At 66.2% G+C, this 15,300-nt stretch carries 17 protein-coding genes; 9 read left to right on the forward strand and 8 right to left on the reverse strand.

What is annotated here, in order from left to right; genetic code table 11:
* Window positions 1-42 precede the first annotated feature (42 nt).
* Complete coding sequence (locus tag D579_RS0107940; RefSeq protein ID WP_018951641.1) at window positions 43-798, forward strand: molybdopterin-synthase adenylyltransferase MoeB; 756 nt, start codon at window positions 43-45, stop codon at window positions 796-798.
* Window positions 799-818: 20 nt separating this feature from the next.
* Here the strand turns inward: D579_RS0107940 and D579_RS0107945 are convergent, their stop codons facing one another.
* The 5 genes from D579_RS0107945 to gatC form a co-directional block, all read right to left on the reverse strand.
* Entirely contained in the window at window positions 819-1,235 is a 417-nt protein-coding gene (locus D579_RS0107945; RefSeq protein WP_018951642.1) for a hypothetical protein, read from the reverse strand.
* Window positions 1,236-1,400: 165 nt separating this feature from the next.
* Window positions 1,401-2,297, reverse strand: a complete 897-nt coding sequence (gene hslO / locus D579_RS0107950; RefSeq protein ID WP_018951643.1) for an Hsp33 family molecular chaperone HslO — start codon at window positions 2,295-2,297, stop codon at window positions 1,401-1,403.
* A 30-nt stretch (window positions 2,298-2,327) separates the two neighbouring features.
* The gene (gene gatB, locus D579_RS0107955) at window positions 2,328-3,761 is read right to left on the reverse strand and encodes an Asp-tRNA(Asn)/Glu-tRNA(Gln) amidotransferase subunit GatB (protein WP_018951644.1); all 1,434 of its coding nucleotides are present in this window, start codon (window positions 3,759-3,761) and stop codon (window positions 2,328-2,330) included.
* 11 nt (window positions 3,762-3,772) lie between these two features.
* Entirely contained in the window at window positions 3,773-5,227 is a 1,455-nt protein-coding gene (gene gatA / locus D579_RS0107960) for an Asp-tRNA(Asn)/Glu-tRNA(Gln) amidotransferase subunit GatA (RefSeq protein ID WP_018951645.1), read from the reverse strand.
* A gap of 62 nt (window positions 5,228-5,289) precedes the next feature.
* Window positions 5,290-5,577 (reverse strand): Asp-tRNA(Asn)/Glu-tRNA(Gln) amidotransferase subunit GatC, encoded by a 288-nt coding sequence (gatC, locus tag D579_RS0107965; protein WP_018169027.1) that lies wholly within the window; start codon window positions 5,575-5,577, stop codon window positions 5,290-5,292.
* 141 nt (window positions 5,578-5,718) lie between these two features.
* Between gatC and D579_RS0107970 the strand changes: the two genes are divergently transcribed.
* From D579_RS0107970 to rnd, 5 genes are all read left to right on the forward strand, one after another.
* Window positions 5,719-6,765 carry a rod shape-determining protein gene (locus tag D579_RS0107970; protein ID WP_018142132.1) on the forward strand — a complete coding sequence of 349 codons (1,047 nt, stop codon included), beginning with the start codon at window positions 5,719-5,721 and terminating at the stop codon, window positions 6,763-6,765.
* A 111-nt stretch (window positions 6,766-6,876) separates the two neighbouring features.
* Window positions 6,877-7,827: a rod shape-determining protein MreC gene (gene mreC, locus D579_RS0107975; protein ID WP_018937293.1), complete on the forward strand. Its 951-nt coding sequence runs from the start codon at window positions 6,877-6,879 to the stop codon at window positions 7,825-7,827.
* Entirely contained in the window at window positions 7,824-8,315 is a 492-nt protein-coding gene (gene mreD, locus D579_RS0107980) for a rod shape-determining protein MreD (RefSeq protein WP_018169025.1), read from the forward strand. The genes mreC and mreD overlap by 4 nt, the downstream gene beginning before the upstream one ends.
* An 81-nt stretch (window positions 8,316-8,396) precedes the next feature.
* On the forward strand, window positions 8,397-8,699 hold the full coding sequence (locus D579_RS0107985) for a DUF1244 domain-containing protein (protein WP_018169024.1): 303 nt from the start codon (window positions 8,397-8,399) through the stop codon (window positions 8,697-8,699).
* Window positions 8,692-9,840 (forward strand): ribonuclease D, encoded by a 1,149-nt coding sequence (gene rnd / locus D579_RS0107990; RefSeq protein ID WP_018951646.1) that lies wholly within the window; start codon window positions 8,692-8,694, stop codon window positions 9,838-9,840. The genes D579_RS0107985 and rnd overlap by 8 nt, the downstream gene beginning before the upstream one ends.
* A gap of 31 nt (window positions 9,841-9,871) precedes the next feature.
* On the opposite strand, the gene D579_RS0107995 is transcribed toward rnd, so the two are convergent.
* A complete protein-coding gene (locus D579_RS0107995) occupies window positions 9,872-10,312 on the reverse strand; it encodes a hypothetical protein (protein ID WP_018145243.1) in 441 nt (146 codons plus the stop codon).
* 215 nt (window positions 10,313-10,527) lie between these two features.
* Here D579_RS0107995 and D579_RS14715 point away from each other — a divergent pair, with 215 nt between their 5' ends.
* Window positions 10,528-10,986: a SprT-like domain-containing protein gene (locus D579_RS14715; protein WP_231376847.1), complete on the forward strand. Its 459-nt coding sequence runs from the start codon at window positions 10,528-10,530 to the stop codon at window positions 10,984-10,986.
* On the opposite strand, the gene D579_RS0108000 is transcribed toward D579_RS14715, so the two are convergent.
* Window positions 10,957-12,255 carry a 3-deoxy-D-manno-octulosonic acid transferase gene (locus D579_RS0108000; RefSeq protein ID WP_018175614.1) on the reverse strand — a complete coding sequence of 433 codons (1,299 nt, stop codon included), beginning with the start codon at window positions 12,253-12,255 and terminating at the stop codon, window positions 10,957-10,959. The genes D579_RS14715 and D579_RS0108000 overlap by 30 nt on opposite strands.
* 20 nt (window positions 12,256-12,275) lie before the next feature.
* On the opposite strand from D579_RS0108000, the gene lpxL reads away from it, so the two are divergent.
* Together lpxL and D579_RS0108010 are read left to right on the forward strand one after the other, a co-directional pair.
* Window positions 12,276-13,205, forward strand: a complete 930-nt coding sequence (lpxL, locus tag D579_RS0108005) for an LpxL/LpxP family Kdo(2)-lipid IV(A) lauroyl/palmitoleoyl acyltransferase (protein ID WP_255346793.1) — start codon at window positions 12,276-12,278, stop codon at window positions 13,203-13,205.
* Between the two features lie 170 nt (window positions 13,206-13,375).
* Window positions 13,376-14,137: an FkbM family methyltransferase gene (locus D579_RS0108010; protein ID WP_231362658.1), complete on the forward strand. Its 762-nt coding sequence runs from the start codon at window positions 13,376-13,378 to the stop codon at window positions 14,135-14,137.
* A gap of 161 nt (window positions 14,138-14,298) precedes the next feature.
* Here the strand turns inward: D579_RS0108010 and D579_RS0108015 are convergent, their stop codons facing one another.
* Entirely contained in the window at window positions 14,299-15,291 is a 993-nt protein-coding gene (locus D579_RS0108015) for a mitochondrial fission ELM1 family protein (RefSeq protein WP_018951648.1), read from the reverse strand.
* Between the last annotated feature and the right edge of the window lie 9 nt (window positions 15,292-15,300).

Genomic DNA, 15,300 nt, shown 5'->3' on the forward strand with positions numbered 1-15,300 from the left:
TGACGCCGGTTACAATTTCGGCCTTACCCCGGAGATTGCCCCATGGATGACGACCAACTCCTGCGCTACAGCCGCCAGATCATGCTCCCCGGCGTGGGCATCGAAGGGCAGGAATCCCTGCAGCAGGCGCATGCAGTGATCATGGGGCTCGGCGGGCTGGGCTCCCCGGTGGCCGCCTACCTGGCCGCAGCCGGGGTGGGCCGGCTGACGCTGGTCGACCCGGATCATGTGGAGGTAACCAACCTTCAGCGCCAGATCCTGCATACCGATGCGGACATCGGCCGCGACAAGGTGGCCTCGGCCGCCGATCGCGTGGCGGCCATGAACCCCGGCTGCCAGGTGGAGACGCGCGCCGAGCGCCTGGATGACGCGGCGATGACCCGGCTGTTCGCCAGCGCCGACGTCGTGCTGGACGGGACGGACAACTTCGCCGCGCGCGGGGCCATCAGCCGCGCCGCACTGGCGGCCGGCACGCCGCTGGTCTCCGGGGCGGTAATCCGCTTCGAGGGACAACTGACCACCTTCGACTACCGCGATCCGGAGGCGGCCTGCTACCACTGCCTGTACGGCGAGGGGGGCGGCGACGAGGACACCTGCGCCGCCAACGGCGTGCTGGCCAGCCTGCCCGGTGTGGTCGGCAGCCTGCAGGCAACCGAGGCCCTGAAGCTGCTCATGGGTCTGCCGATCCTGAGCGGCCGGCTGCTGATCCTCGACGGGCTCGCCATGCAGTTCCGCGAGATCCGGCTGCGCCGCGACCCCGCCTGCCCGGCGTGCAGCCACCGCCACGCCCCGGCCTGAAGCGAACGGATACGCGCGGATCAGGCGCAGGAGCGGGGATGAAAGGGCAGGACCTTGCCGAGTGAGGGCGGTGGGGCAACTTCGGCAATCGCCGCGCTCAGCTCCGCCTCCATCGCAGACAGCGCGCGGTTCATCACCATGCTGGCCATGGCATGGAACAGCAACAGCTCGCAGGCGACCGGGCGATGCAGGCTGCGCCGACCACGGGAATGGAAGGCCGTCCAGGCAACCACCGGCATATCGTTCAGCACCCGGTCCACGACGATCCAGGCATCGCGCTGGAGGATCAGGTCCAGTTGTTTGAGCCCCGACGGCGACAGGCGGATCTCCGGTCCCAGCCGAGCCAGGGCGCGACGCACCTGGTTGAAATAGCGCGCCTCCACCAGCCAGCCGGGGCGGACATCCAGGGTCGGGATTTCGGTGTGCCGGGAATACATCGCGCCCTCGTCTGCAGACTGCTGCAAGGTCAGTCTGTTCTATAGCAAGGCCGGGGGACGATGGGGACCACGGGTCCCTGCGGCAGAGTTGCCGAACGTCACGACAGGCTAACGAGGGGAGTCCGGGAAAGGCTTCGGGATCGGGGGCACCCCGGAAAGCCCTGTCTACTGGCGGGTGTCCGGGATCGGCGGCTGGGCAACCTCGGGCGCACAAAGGGCCTCGGCGTCGACCGGATCGAAGTGGTAATGCGCGTTGCAGAACTCGCAGGTCACCTCCACCGCGCCCTGCTCCTCGATGATGCTGCGAATCTCGTCACGCCCCAGACTGCGCAGGGTTTCGGCGATGCGCTCGCGCGAGCAGGGGCAGTGGAAAGTCACCGGCGTGCCGTCGAACAGGCGCACCCGCTCTTCGGCGAACAGCCGGCCCAGCAGGGCACCAGCGTCCAGCTGCAGCAACTCGTCGGCGGTGGTGGTCTCGGCCAGGATCGTGGCGCGGTTCCACTCCTCCGAGTCGCGCGTCACCGCATTGCCACCCTCGGCCGGCAGCGCCTGCAACAGCAGACCGGCGGCGGCCTGCGCCCCGCTCGCCAGCCACAACCGGGTCGGCAGCTGTTCCGAACGCTCGAAGTAGACGTTCATCGCCTCCGCCAGCGAGTCGCCCTCCAGCTCCACGACGCCCTGATAGCGCTCGCTGCCGTCGCCCGGGTCCAGCGTCAGCATCAGCCGTGCGTCCTCGCCGGCGCATTCGGCCAGGGTCGCGCCCTCCGGCGGGGTCTCGCGAAAGCGCGCCAGGCCACGCAGCCGCCCCTGGCCATCGGCCTGGGCGACGATCATGTGCACCGGCCCGGGGCCGGTGATCTGCAGGATCAGCGAGCCGTCGAACTTGAGCGTGGCGGCGGTCAGGGCAACGGCCGCATAGGCCTGGCCCAGCAAGTCGCGCACCACGGGCGGGTACTCGTGCAATTCCAGCAGGGCCTGCCAGGAGGCGTCCAGGTGCACCCACTCGCCGCGTACCCCGGCCTCCTCCAGCATGAAGCGGTGGAGGGTATCGGTCTCACGCATGGTGGCAGGACTCCGAAATACGCAACGGCATCAACCGTCCAGCTTGGACTTGAGGCGCTCGTTGACCTGGGCCGGGTTGGCCTTGCCCTGGGTCGCCTTCATCACCTGGCCGACAAAGAAGCCGAACAGCTTGTCCTTGCCGCCGCGATACTGCTCGAGCTGCTGCGGGTTGTTGGCCATGACCTCGTCGATGATGGTATCGATCGCGCTGGTATCGGTGATCTGCTTGAGCCCCTTGGCCGCGATCACGGCGTCGGCGTCGCCTTCGCCGTTCCACATCGCCTCGAAGACTTCCTTGGCGATCTTGCCGGAGATGGTCTCGTCCTGAATGCGCGCGAGCAGGCCGGCCAGACCCTCGGCATTGACCGGGGCATCCGCCAGCTCGACCTCGGAGCGGTTCATCGCGGCGGAGAAGTCGCCCATCACCCAGTTGGCGGCCAGCTTGGGCGCGCCGCAACCGGCAGCCACGACCTCGTAGAAATCGCCCATGTCGCGCGCGGCGGTCAGTACGCCGGCGTCGTAGTCGGACAGGCCGTACTGTTCGACAAAGCGCGCCCGCTTGGCATCCGGCAGTTCCGGCAGCTTCTCGCGCACGGAGTCGATGAATGCGTTATCCACGACCAGCGGCAGCAGGTCCGGATCGGGGAAGTAGCGGTAGTCGTTCGCCTCTTCCTTGCTGCGCATGGAGCGCGTCTCATCGCGATCCGGGTCGTACAGGCGAGTCTCCTGCACCACCGAACCGCCGCCTTCGATCAGGTCGATCTGACGCTCGACCTCGAAGTTGATGGCGCGCTCGACGAAGCGGAAGGAGTTCAGGTTCTTCAGCTCCGCGCGGGTGCCGAACTCGGTCTGGCCCTTGGGCCGCACCGAGACGTTGGCGTCACAGCGGAAGCTGCCTTCCTGCATGTTGCCGTCGCAGATATCCAGATAGCGCACCAGCGAGTGCATCTTCTTCATGTAGGCGACGGCCTCCTTCGCGGAGCGCAGCTCCGGTTCGGAGACGATCTCGATCAGCGGGGTGCCGGCGCGGTTGAGGTCGATACCGGTCATCGCCTCGAAGCCCTCGTGCAGGCTCTTGCCAGCGTCCTCCTCGAGATGGGCGCGGGTCACCCCGACGCGCTTGATGGTGCCGTCTTCCAGTTCGATATCCAGATGCCCCAGGCCCACGATCGGCAGTTCGAACTGCGAGATCTGGTAGCCCTTGGGGAGGTCCGGATAGAAGTAGTTCTTGCGCGCGAACACCGAGCGCGGGGTGATCTCGGCATTGATCGCCAGCCCCAGCATCACGGCCCGCTCCACCGCACCCTGGTTCAGCACCGGCAGTACGCCGGGCATGCCCAGATCCACCGGGCAGGCCTGGCGGTTGGGCTCGGCGCCGTAGGCGGTGGGCGCCCCGGAGAAGATCTTGGAGACGGTATTGAGCTGGGCGTGAATCTCCAGCCCGATGACGGTTTCCCATTCCATGTGCAGGGCCCTCAGGCGAAGGCCGCCGGCACGCGCGCGTGCCAGTCGGTCTCTTGCTGATACTGGTGAGCAACGCCCAGCAGGCGCGCCTCGTCAAAGTAGTTGCCGATCAATTGCAGCCCGACCGGCAGGCCGTCGATCTCGCCGGCCGGCAGCGACATCGCCGGCAGCCCCGCGAGGTTCGCGGCGATGGTGTAGATATCCGACAGGTACATGCTGACCGGGTCGGCCTTGGCACCCAGCGCGAACGGCAGCTCCGGGGTGGTCGGCGCCAGCAGCACGTCGACGTCCTCGAAGGCGCGACGGAAGTCGTCGGCGATGATGCGCCGGACCTTCTGCGCCTTCAGGTAGTAGGCGTCGTAGTAGCCGGCGGACAGCACGTAGGTGCCGACCATGATGCGGCGCTTCACTTCGTCGCCAAAGCCCTCCCCGCGCGAGCGGGTGTAGAGGTCCATCAGGTCCTCGGGATTCTCGCAGCGGTAGCCGTAGCGCACGCCGTCGAAACGCGCGAGGTTGGAGGAGCACTCGGCCGGGGCGACCACGTAATAGGCCGGCACCGACAGGTGGCTGTTCGGCAGGCCGACCTCGCGCACCTCGGCGCCGCGGCCCTTGAGCACCTCGATGGCGGCGTCGATCACGCCGCGCACGCGCTCGTCCAGTCCGGCCTCGCCGAAGAATTCCGTCGGCAGGCCGATACGCAGGCCCTTCAGGTCCTGCTCCAGTCCGGCGGTGAAGTCCTCTTCCGGGCGCTCGACGCTGGTGGAGTCGCGTTCGTCGAAGCCGGCCATGGCGTTCAGCATCCGCCCGCAGTCCTCGGCGGTCGCGGCCATCGGGCCACCCTGGTCGAGACTGGAGGCGAAGGCGATCATGCCGTAGCGCGAGACGCGGCCGTAGGTCGGCTTGAGCCCGGTGATGCCGCAGAATGCGGCCGGCTGGCGGATCGAACCACCGGTGTCGGTACCCGTGGCGCCCGGCACCAGGCGCGCACCCACCGCGGCGGCGGAGCCGCCGGAGGAACCGCCCGGGACGCGCTCGGTGTCCCAGGGGTTGCGCACCGGGCCGTAGAAACTCGTCTCGTTGGACGAGCCCATCGCGAATTCGTCCATGTTGGTCTTGCCCAGCATCACCGCACCGGCGGCATTCATGCGCTCTACGACGGTGGCGTTGTAGGGCGAGACGAACGGATCCAGCATGCGCGAGCCGCAGGAGGTGCGCACGCCCTCGGTGCAGAAGATGTCCTTCTGCGCGACCGGCACGCCCAGCAGCGGGGTCTTTTCACCCTTCGCCAGGCGCGCATCGGCCGCATCGGCCTGCGCCAGCGCCTGCTCGGCGGTCACGGTGATGAAGCTGTTCAACTGCGGATCGAGACGCTCGATCCGGTCCAGATACAGCTGGGTCAATTCGCGCGAGCTGATCTCGCGGGCCTGGAGCTTGCGCACCCAGCCGGACAGGGTTTCCTGGGCCATGGTTTCGGGGACTCTTGCTGGCTAGAAGCGTGACGGGTTCAACAGAACGGCGACCGCGCGGATCATTCGATGACGCGCGGGACCAAGTACAGACCACCCTCGACAGCCGGGGCGATGGCCTGGAAGACCTCGCGCCGATCCGGCTCGGTCACCGCATCCGGGCGCAGGCGCTGCTCGGCGTCCAGCGGGTGGGCCATCGGCTCGACACCCTCGATGGCCGCACCATCCAGTTGTTCGACAAAGTCAAAGATGTCGCTCAGCCCACCCGCGAAATCCCGGGCCTGGTCATCGTTCATGGCCAGACGGGAGAGATGGGCGATGCGCCGGACTTCGGAGGTATCGACGGACATGGCGGCGTGGGTCCTGTAGCGTTCGGATTCATTGGGCGAAACGGAGCGCAAACTTACCACAAAGCCGTTGTTGCCCAAACCCCGGGCGCTTGCTAGAGTCGACGGCTTTCCCGCCCGCCCACTCAAGCAGGTTTCTTCTTCATGTTCAAACGCCTTCTGGGGTTGTTCTCCAACGACATCTCCATCGATCTCGGCACCGCCAACACCCTCATCTATATGCGCGGCCAGGGCATTGTCCTGAACGAACCCTCCGTGGTCGCGATTCGTCAGGACCGCGGCCCGGGCGGCCCGCGCTCCATCGAGGCCGTAGGGATCGAGGCCAAGAAGATGCTCGGCCGCACGCCGGAGCACGTGGTGACGGTGCGCCCGATGAAGGATGGCGTCATCGCCGACTTCACCACGACCGAGAAGATGCTGCAGTACTTCATCAAGAAGGTGCACGAGCGGCGGATCTTCCGCCCCAGCCCGCGCGTGCTGGTCTGCGTGCCCTGCGGCGCCACCCAGGTGGAACGCCGAGCGATCCGCGAATCCGCCTTCGGCGCCGGGGCGCGCAAGGTCTATCTGCTGCAGGAGCCCGTGGCCGCAGCCATCGGCGCCGGCATCCCGCTGGACGAGGCGGTCGGCTCCATGGTGCTGGATATCGGCGGCGGGACCTCCGAAGTCGCGGTGCTGTCGATGAACGGCATTGTCTATTCCGAATCCGTGCGCATCGGCGGCGACACCTTCGACGAGGCCATCATGGCCTATGTACGCCGCAACTACGGCGTACTGATCGGCGAGGCCACCGCCGAACGCATCAAGCACACCGTCGGCTCGGCCTATCCGGGCAAGGAACTGCTCGAGATCGAGGTCAAGGGCCGCAACCTGGCCGAGGGCGTGCCGCGCTCGTTCACCCTGAACTCGAACGAGATCCTGGAAGCCTTGCAGGATCCGCTGTACGGCATCGTCTCTGCCGTACGCACCGCCCTGGAGCAGACCCCGCCGGAACTCGGCGCGGACGTCGCCGAGCGCGGCATTGTGCTGACCGGTGGCTCCGCCCTGCTGCAGCAGCTGGACCGTCTGATCATGGAAGAGACCGGCATCCCGGTGGTCATCGCCGACGACCCGCTGACCTGCGTCGCCCGCGGCGGCGGCCGGGTGCTGGAGATGCTCGACGAGAAACGGGTCGACTTCCTCGCAATGGAATAAGGCCGGACCACCCCGCCCGCGTCGCCACGGCGCGGGTCTGGTTCGGGTTACACTCCGGGCCGCAACAGGTCGGCAAAGCCGCACGGGACGGGGTTCCGCAGCGGCTTTGCCTTGTCGACGCGATCCGGAACCGGAGGTCACGCCATCAGCAAGCCGCTGTTCAGACTGGGTGTCTCGCCCACTCTGCGCCTGCTCGCGGTGATCCTGCTGGGCCTGGCGCTGATGGCGCTGGATCACCGCGTCAACGAACTGCAGTTTGTCCGCGGCGCCCTGGCCACCGTCACCTACCCGCTGCAGGTCGCGGTGGACGCACCGGTCCGCGCGGTCAGCCGGGTGTTCGAGTCGTTCACCAGCCGCGAAGACCTGATCACCGAGAACCGCATCCTGCGCAGCGAGAATGCCGAGCTGCGCGCGCGTCAGCTGCGCTTCGAGGCCCTGCAGCTGGAGAACGACCGCCTGCGCGCCCTGCTGAATACCGCCGAGCAGGCCGAAGAGCGGGTCGAGATCGCCAAGCTGCTGGCCGTGGATCTCGACCCCTTTCGCCAGCAGATCGTGCTCAACAAGGGGCGCAATGACGATGTCTATGCCGGCCAGCCGGTCATCAATGCCGACGGCGTGATCGGTCAGGTTCTGTCGACCCGTCTGACCAGCTCGATCGCTCTGCTGATCTCCGACCCCAGCCACGCGCTGCCGGTACTGAGCGCGCGCACCGGGCTGCGCGGTCTGGTGGTCGGCACCGGCAACCCGCAACGCCTGGAGATGCGCCACGTCCCGCTGCAGGAGGATGTGGAGCCCGGCGACCTGCTGCTGACCTCCGGGCTGGGTGGCCGTTTCCCGGCCGACTACCCAGTGGCCCGGGTCACCTCGGTCGAGCGGCCACAGGGCCAACCATTCCTGAGCATCGAGGCCGAACCGCTGGCGGCCCTGGACCGCTCCCGCGAGGTCCTGTTGCTGTGGACCGACGGCGCCGTTTCAGCGATCGCCCCGCTCAATCTGGACAACGACCTGGAGGCGGCTCCTCCGAACGCGCTCGAATCAGAACCGGCCGAAGGGACACCGTGACCCGTGCCATCGGCATCCCCTGGCCGGTGGCGCTGACCCTGCTGGCAGCTCTGGCCCTCGCCATCGTGCCGGTCCCGGATATCCTGCGCCCGGCGCGCCCGGAGTGGCTGGCGCTCATCCTGATCTACTGGGCCATGGCCTTCCCGTCGCGCATCGGCATCCTGACCGCCTTCGTCGCCGGCCTGTTGCTGGACACCCTGCAGGGCCAGCTGCTGGGGCAGAACGCCATCGCCCTGGCAGTGGTCATCTACATCGTGCTGCAGATCCACCCGCGCCTGCGGGTCTATCCGGTCTGGCAACAGATGATGGTGGTCGCCATCCTGATGGCCCTGTTCAAGCTTCTGGCCCTGTGGCCACAGGGCATCACCGGGTTTCCGCCGGGCAGCCTCTGGTACTGGGCGCCGGTCCTCACCAGCGCCCTGGTCTGGCCCCTGATCTTCTCCCTGCTGCGCGACCTGCGTCGGCGCTGGCTGCTGCACCTCACCTGAGGAAAACGCCGACCCCATCCCGGTCGAAGCAAACCGGGACTGTCACGCATACTGTGTCCGAACCGAAACAAGGAGCCTTGCATGGACCCGAACAAGCAAACCGAGATCGAAGCCGCCGTGTTGCGCCGCCTGCTGCAGCACCTGGACGAACGCAAGGACGTGCAGAACATTGACCTGATGAACCTGGCCGGCTTCTGCCGCAACTGCCTGTCCAAGTGGTACGTGGCCGCCGCCGAAGAACGCGGCGAGTCCATCGACTACGAGGGTGCCCGCGAGATCGTCTACGGCATGCCCTACAGCGAGTGGAAAGAGCGCTACCAGAAGGAGGCGACGCCGGAGCAGAAGGCGGCCTTCGAGGCCAGCCAGAAATCGCCCCATGCATGATCACGGCCTGATCGAGAGCCCGGAGGCCCTGCAGGGCTTCCTCGACACCATCGCCGGGACCGACTGGATCGCGCTGGATACGGAGTTCATGCGCGAGAAGACCTACTACCCGCGCCTGTGCCTGATCCAGCTGGCAACTCTGGACCAGATCGCCTGCGTCGACCCGCTGCAACTCGACATCAAGCTGCTGGAACCCCTGCTGTTCGATGCCGGCGTAACCAAGGTCTTCCACTCGGCCTCGCAGGATCTCGAGGTCCTGTATCGCGAACTCGGACGCGTGCCTGCCCCGGTGTTCGACACCCAGATCGCTGCCAGCATGCTCGGCCACGGCGAGCAGATCGGCTACGCCAACCTGGTCAAGGCGATCCTCGATCGCGACCTCGACAAGAGCCAGACCCGCACCGACTGGGCACGCCGCCCCCTGAGCAAGGAACAGATCCTTTACGCCGCCGATGACGTACGCTTCCTGGCCACCGTGTTCATGCGCCTGCTGCACGAACTGGAAAGCCATGACCGCATGCACTGGCTGCGCCCGGAGATGGAGGCCCTGAGCGACCCGGGCCTGTACGAACCAAACCCCGAGGCGGCCTGGCAGCGGGTCTCCGGGGCCAAGCGGCTCAAGCCGCGCGAGCGCGGCGTACTCAAGGCCGTGGCCGCCTGGCGCGAACGCGCGGCACAGGCGAGCGACCGCCCACGCCGCTGGATCCTGGCCGACGACATCCTGATCGATATCGCCCGGCGCACGCCGGAGGACGCCGCCGCCCTGCACCAATTGCGCGGCTTCCCCGACGGCATGAAGCCGCCACGTCAGGAAGAGCTGCTGGAGGCGATCCGCGAAGGCCAGGCCCTGCCCCGCGAGGAATGGCCACAACTACCGGACAAGGCCAAGCTGACCGAGGCGGAAGAGGTCCTGGCGGACATCGGCATGGCCCTGCTGCGCGAGTGCGCGCGACGCAACCAGATCACCGCCGGCGCGATTGCGCAGCGCAAGGACGTCATCGAACTCCTGAAGGGCGACGGCACGAGCGGCCGCCTGGGCAGCGGCTGGCGTCACGAGATCGCCGGAAAGACCATCGCCCGCTGGTTTGCGGGCGATGGTGAGCTGACACGTACGGAGGAAGGGCTGCAGATCCGCCCGTAACCGCCGTCCTGGCGGATCTGCAGCGGTAGCGTCAGGCGGCCTTGTAGATCCCGCGGCGCGGCGAGGTCAGGCGACCCTGGCGCTTCAGGTAGGCCAGGGTCTGGCTGATGTTCTTGGTATCCAGGCCGGCCTTCTCGGCCTGTGCCTTGATCTCCTTGATCCCCATCTCCGGCTGGGTGGCGACGATATCGCAAAGCTTCTGGCTGATGGACTCGCCACCGGCCCGGCGCCCGCGACGTCCGCCGCCCGCGGTCCGGCCCACGCGCCCGCCCAGTTCACGGATCTGGCGCTCGAGCTCGCCGAGTTCCTTGCGATGCCGTGCCACCATCTCCTTGCGCTTTTCCATCAGCTTCTCGCGCTTCTCGCGGCGTTCGGCTTCCTTGCCCTCGGCTTCTTCCTTTTCCCGCTGGCGCGCGAGGGCGTACAGTTCTTCGGCCGACAGATCGGAGGCCTTCTTGTTATCCATGCTCATACAGAACTCCCGGGTTCTTAAAACGGATGCGATTACAGGTTAAGACCAAAGGGTTTCCGGCTATTCAGTCTAGCCTCTAACATTTGATCACCATAGAATAGTACCACCCCATGGATAGATGCTGTAACGACCATAATAAAGCGCACACGGCACAAGAGCGACCACACGCACTTTCTGGCGAAAACCGCACACTCATACGAGAAGAGGTCGCCCGATTGTATAACCAGGCCGCGGGCACGCGCGCATCCGATCCTCCCGCCGTTCACTTTGACTTGAAAGGCCGGGCGGCCGGCCAGTGGCGCCTGAGAAAGAACACGGAAACCCTGCGCTTCAATCCGGAAGCCTTCAGTCTGGACTGGAATCAACATTTCCCGGAAACAGTGGCACACGAAGTCGCCCACTCTCTGGTATATCGCACCTACGGCGTGCGCAGGGTTCGGCCTCACGGCCCTGAATGGCGGGGGTTCATGCAGGCGATGGGGTTTCAAAAGCCCCGGGTCACACATGCGACCGCGCTGACCACACGCAAGATGCGCCAATATAACTACGAGTGCGCCTGCGGCCCTCAACTACTGAGCGCGCGCCGGCACTTTCTTATTCGCAAACGCGGCTACCACTACCAGTGCCGCCAATGCGGCGAATGGCTAAAGCACGCCGACGGCGGAGCGCCCTGAGGAGCCACCATCATTCCGGGCCGCGTGGCTGTTGATATAGTCAACCAGCCGCACCGTTGCCCCCTGATGCTCCGCAATAAAAGCGGCCGAACGGCGCCGCAAGGCCTCACGCCCGGGTTCATCCATTACCAGCAATGCCCGAAGACGGGTAATGGCCTCGTCGGCGTCGGCCGCTCGCCCCAGCACATTCGCAGCCTGCATGCGCTCCACCAGGAGTTCGAAGTTGTCCACGTGCGGACCCATAACAACCGGGCAGTGCCACAACACCGCCTCCAGCGGATTGTGCCCGCCCACCGAAACCAGCGACCCCCCTATGAAGGCCGCATCGGCCAGCCCGAAGAAGCGCTTCAGTTCCCCGAGGGTATCCAGGAGCCAGAAATGGGTGGCGGCGTCCGGCAGACCTTCACTGCGACGCACGAAGGTGTGACCGGAACGCTCCAGCAAGTCCGCCACTGCGGGAAACCGCTGCGGATGGCGTGGCGCCACCACAACCAGGAGGCGCGGATACTCGGTGCGCAGTGCGCGCAGTCCCGAGAGCAACTGGGCCTCTTCGTCGGCATGGGTGCTGGCAAGAACGACCACCGGGCGCCCATCAACCACCGGGCGCAGGGACTCGACTTCCTGACGATCGGTTTCCTCGACGCGGATATCGAACTTGATGTCGCCGTTGACCGTCACGCGATCAGGCACGGCCCCGAGCGCGACGAAACGCTCGCGGTCCAGCGGATTGCGACAGGCAATCCAGTCAAACCCGCTCAATGCCGGCGTGATCAGCCGCGGGAGCCGCGCATAACGCCGGGCCGAACGCCCGGACATACGGGCGTTCGCCAGCACGACCGGGATACCCATCCGTCGGGCCGCCGCCAGCATATTCGGCCAGATCTCGGTCTCCATCACCACGATGCACTGCGGCCGCAACGCTCGCAGGAAGCGCCCCTGTAGCCAGGGCAGATCCAGTGGCATGAAGCGATGCATGACGCGATCGCCGAGCCTCTCGGTCAGCATCGCGGCGCCGGTCGGCGTCGTCGTGGTTACCAGGATGCGACGCGGGCCGGGCGCCAGAAGCTGGCGAATGAGCGGTTCCGCCGCCAGCACTTCACCGACCGAAACCGCATGGATCCAGATCTCCGCCGGCTCCGGCGGAGGGGCCCACCCCATCACCTCGCCCGGACGCACACGCACCGATGCCCGACGACTGCGCAGTCCGTGGCGGATCAGCAGCAAGGGGGTCAGCAACGCAAGCAGCGCCGTGTAGACTACGCGGGTCATTCGCAGGGAGACTCCGATCCGTGACGGCCCGCCCCGAACATCCGAGCGCGACCGAACGCCCGCCCCGCGGCCCCGCTACCTGGCCCATGTGGGCGGTGATCGGCCTGGCTCGGCTGGTCATCCAGTTGCCCATCCGCTGGCAACAAGCGCTTGGGCGCGGCATTGGGCGGCTGTTCTACCGTTACGGCCGCAAGCGGCGCGCGATCGCCCGCACCAACCTCGAACTGTGTTTTCCCGGCCAGCCGCCGGAACGGCGCGAACAGTGGCTGCGCGAGCACTTCGAGGCGGCCGGAATGGGTGTCCTGGAAATAGCCATGGCCTGGTGGGGACGCGACGCGCAACTCAAGGGGCATTACACAATCCACGGGCTGGAACATCTGGACAAGGCACTGGAGCAAGGCAAGGGGGCCCTGCTGGTCAGCGCCCATTTCACCACACTCGAGCTTTGCGGGCGCCTGCTGGCGCTGCACCGGGAGTTTGCCGCGATGTACCGCCCCAACGAACGCCCGCTGATCAACTACCTGTTCAAGGTCAATCGCAACCGCCACACGGCCGGCGTGATCGCACGCGACGACGTCAAGGGACTGCTGCGCACCCTGCGCGAGAACATGCCGGTGTGGTATGCACCCGACCAGGCCACCAGCGGGCGCCAGACCGAGCTGGTCCCGTTCTTCGGCGAACCCGCGAACACGCAGACCGCCACGCATCGCATCGCCCGGGTCAGCGGCGCCCCGGTCCTCCCCTTCTTCGGCTACCGGCGCGAAGACGGCCACTACGTCGTGACCATCCACCCCCCGGTAGAGGGCTTCCCCACCGAGGACGCCCACGCCGACACCCTGCGCATCAACCACATCATCGAAGAAGCCGTGATGGATGCCCCGGGGCAGTACTTCTGGACCCACAAGCGCTTCAAGAAACGCGCGGGCCTGCCCGACCCCTACGCGCCCTAGCGTGGAATCTCGAAGGCTGCCTCCGAGCAGGAGACAATAAGCCAGCCACAATGATCATGGCGAGCCGCCTGCCGTTATACTGCCCGGGCCATTGCAAGAGCCCCTCCGGAAGGCTCCAACTCCGGCACTCACCCGCAAAGGTGCTGGCCGTACTCCTTACCCAAACCCTAATGGATAACGAAGCGATGGAATTGCCCAAAGAGGCTGTTTACTCCCACTGGCGCCAGCGCTTTGCCTGGTGGCTGCATTATCTCAAGGCCCGCCAGAACCCCAAGGAGCGCCCACGAGTACGTCGCCTTGCAGGCTTCATTCCCGAGGGAGGGGTAATCTTTGATGTTGGCGCACACTTTGGCTATCTGGCCAAAGAGTTCGCCGTGATCCACAACGGCAGCTGCATGGTCCACTGCTTCGAGCCGGTACCATACACTCGCTCCATCCTCGAACGAGTGGTCGATAGATTCCAAAACGTCCATATCGAATCACGCGCGCTTTCAAATCAGGCGGGGCACATGAAGCTAAGCATTCCCATAAAGGAATCCGGGCGCTTGGGTATCGGACTTGCGCATTTTGGCGACGAGGTGCGGCGAGACTACATCGTGGAGCCCGTGGAAACCCTCACCCTGGATGCCTATGTAGCCGAGCAGGGGCTAGCGCGCCTCGACTTCGTCAAGATGGACGTGGAGGGGGCCGAATTCCAGATCCTCCAGGGCGCAGAAAAGACCTTGAAAGAGCTTCAACCTCATGTCTACTGTGAGCTGATTTCCACTTCCACCGCACGTATGGGGTACAAACCCGAGACAGTGTTCGATTTCCTAACCAACCTCGGCTATCGAGCCGCCGTGATCGAAAGGTCAGGAGAAAAGCGCCCCGTCGAGGGTTTGATCGAGGGAGAGGAGGACTACCTCTTCTACCCGGAACGAGCCGAAAAGTAGCCCGGGTGGCTCCGAAGCGCCCCCGTACGACCTCTCTATTGGACACAAGCGGATAGACTGTCCAATTTTGGAGCTGGTATTTTTCTCCGGCCCTCAGTTTTCGTGGCCACAAGCCAAAAATTGACACTTCCGGAAAACCCCGTGGACACCCCACCTAGAAATCACGGCGAGAGAGACACGGATTCTGGTGCGGCACCAGCTTCTAGCCCCAGTTCGCGGCGGATATGTGCCGCCACCTTCGGCGTGTCATTCACTGGCGTGTAGGCCCACTGGTCAAGCGCGCCGGTGAATGGCCGGGTTACCCCTTCCGCCTCCAGAGCGGAATGGAAGGCCTGCAGGCGACGACCGAGTGGCCCCAGGGCCACCGTGTACACCGGCACACCGGTCGCCGCCGCTTCCGAGACCATGGATACAGAATCGGCACTGACCACGATGTGGTCGGACGTTGCCAGCATCGCCATGAAGGGGTTCTCTCCCTGCCCGCCCCAGACAAACCCCGGGACATCCGCCAACCCCTCCACCAGTCGTCGGGTACTGGCCTCGCCCGTACGCCGCGAAGGGGTCACCAGCACGCTACCCCCAGAGGCTCCGGCCGCCGAACGCAGGTCACGGATCAGGGCATCCAGCCGCTCCTGGCCCAGATCTCCCCGCTGGGTGGCACCCCCGATCAGCACCGCGATCCAGGGCCGGGGAAATGCAGCCCAGGCATCCCCCAGGTCCGCACGCGCCGCCTCCAGCCGCTCGGCCGTCACCCGGTGCAGGGCGCCGCGCGTCGCGATCACGTTCGGGCCGGTCAGCCCATCGTGGCGCGGCGGCACCACCCAGTCGAAATGCCGCGGGGCGATCTGTGGATCCTGAATATGCACGGTCATGATGGCACCCCCGCTGGCGCGCCGCAGTGCCACGGCCACCGTGGCACTGCGGCGCCCGCAGGAGATCAAGAGGCGCGGCCAGGGCGGCGCCAGGGAATCGCTATCGGATGTGAGCCCTCGCAATACGCCGGGCGCGAAGGAACCGCGCATCCAGCGCCAGGGCGGACGCAGCCCCACTGTCTTGTGTTCGTAGGGCAGCCCCACGGCTTCGGCCAGGCCACGGACCTGACTGGTCATCCCGGCCTCGCCGGTCGTCAGTGTCCAGCAGTAAGCCTCGGTCACAATGAAGCG

The organism is Thioalkalivibrio sp. AKL12, from assembly GCF_000377925.1.
Classification (GTDB): domain Bacteria; phylum Pseudomonadota; class Gammaproteobacteria; order Ectothiorhodospirales; family Ectothiorhodospiraceae; genus Thioalkalivibrio; species Thioalkalivibrio versutus.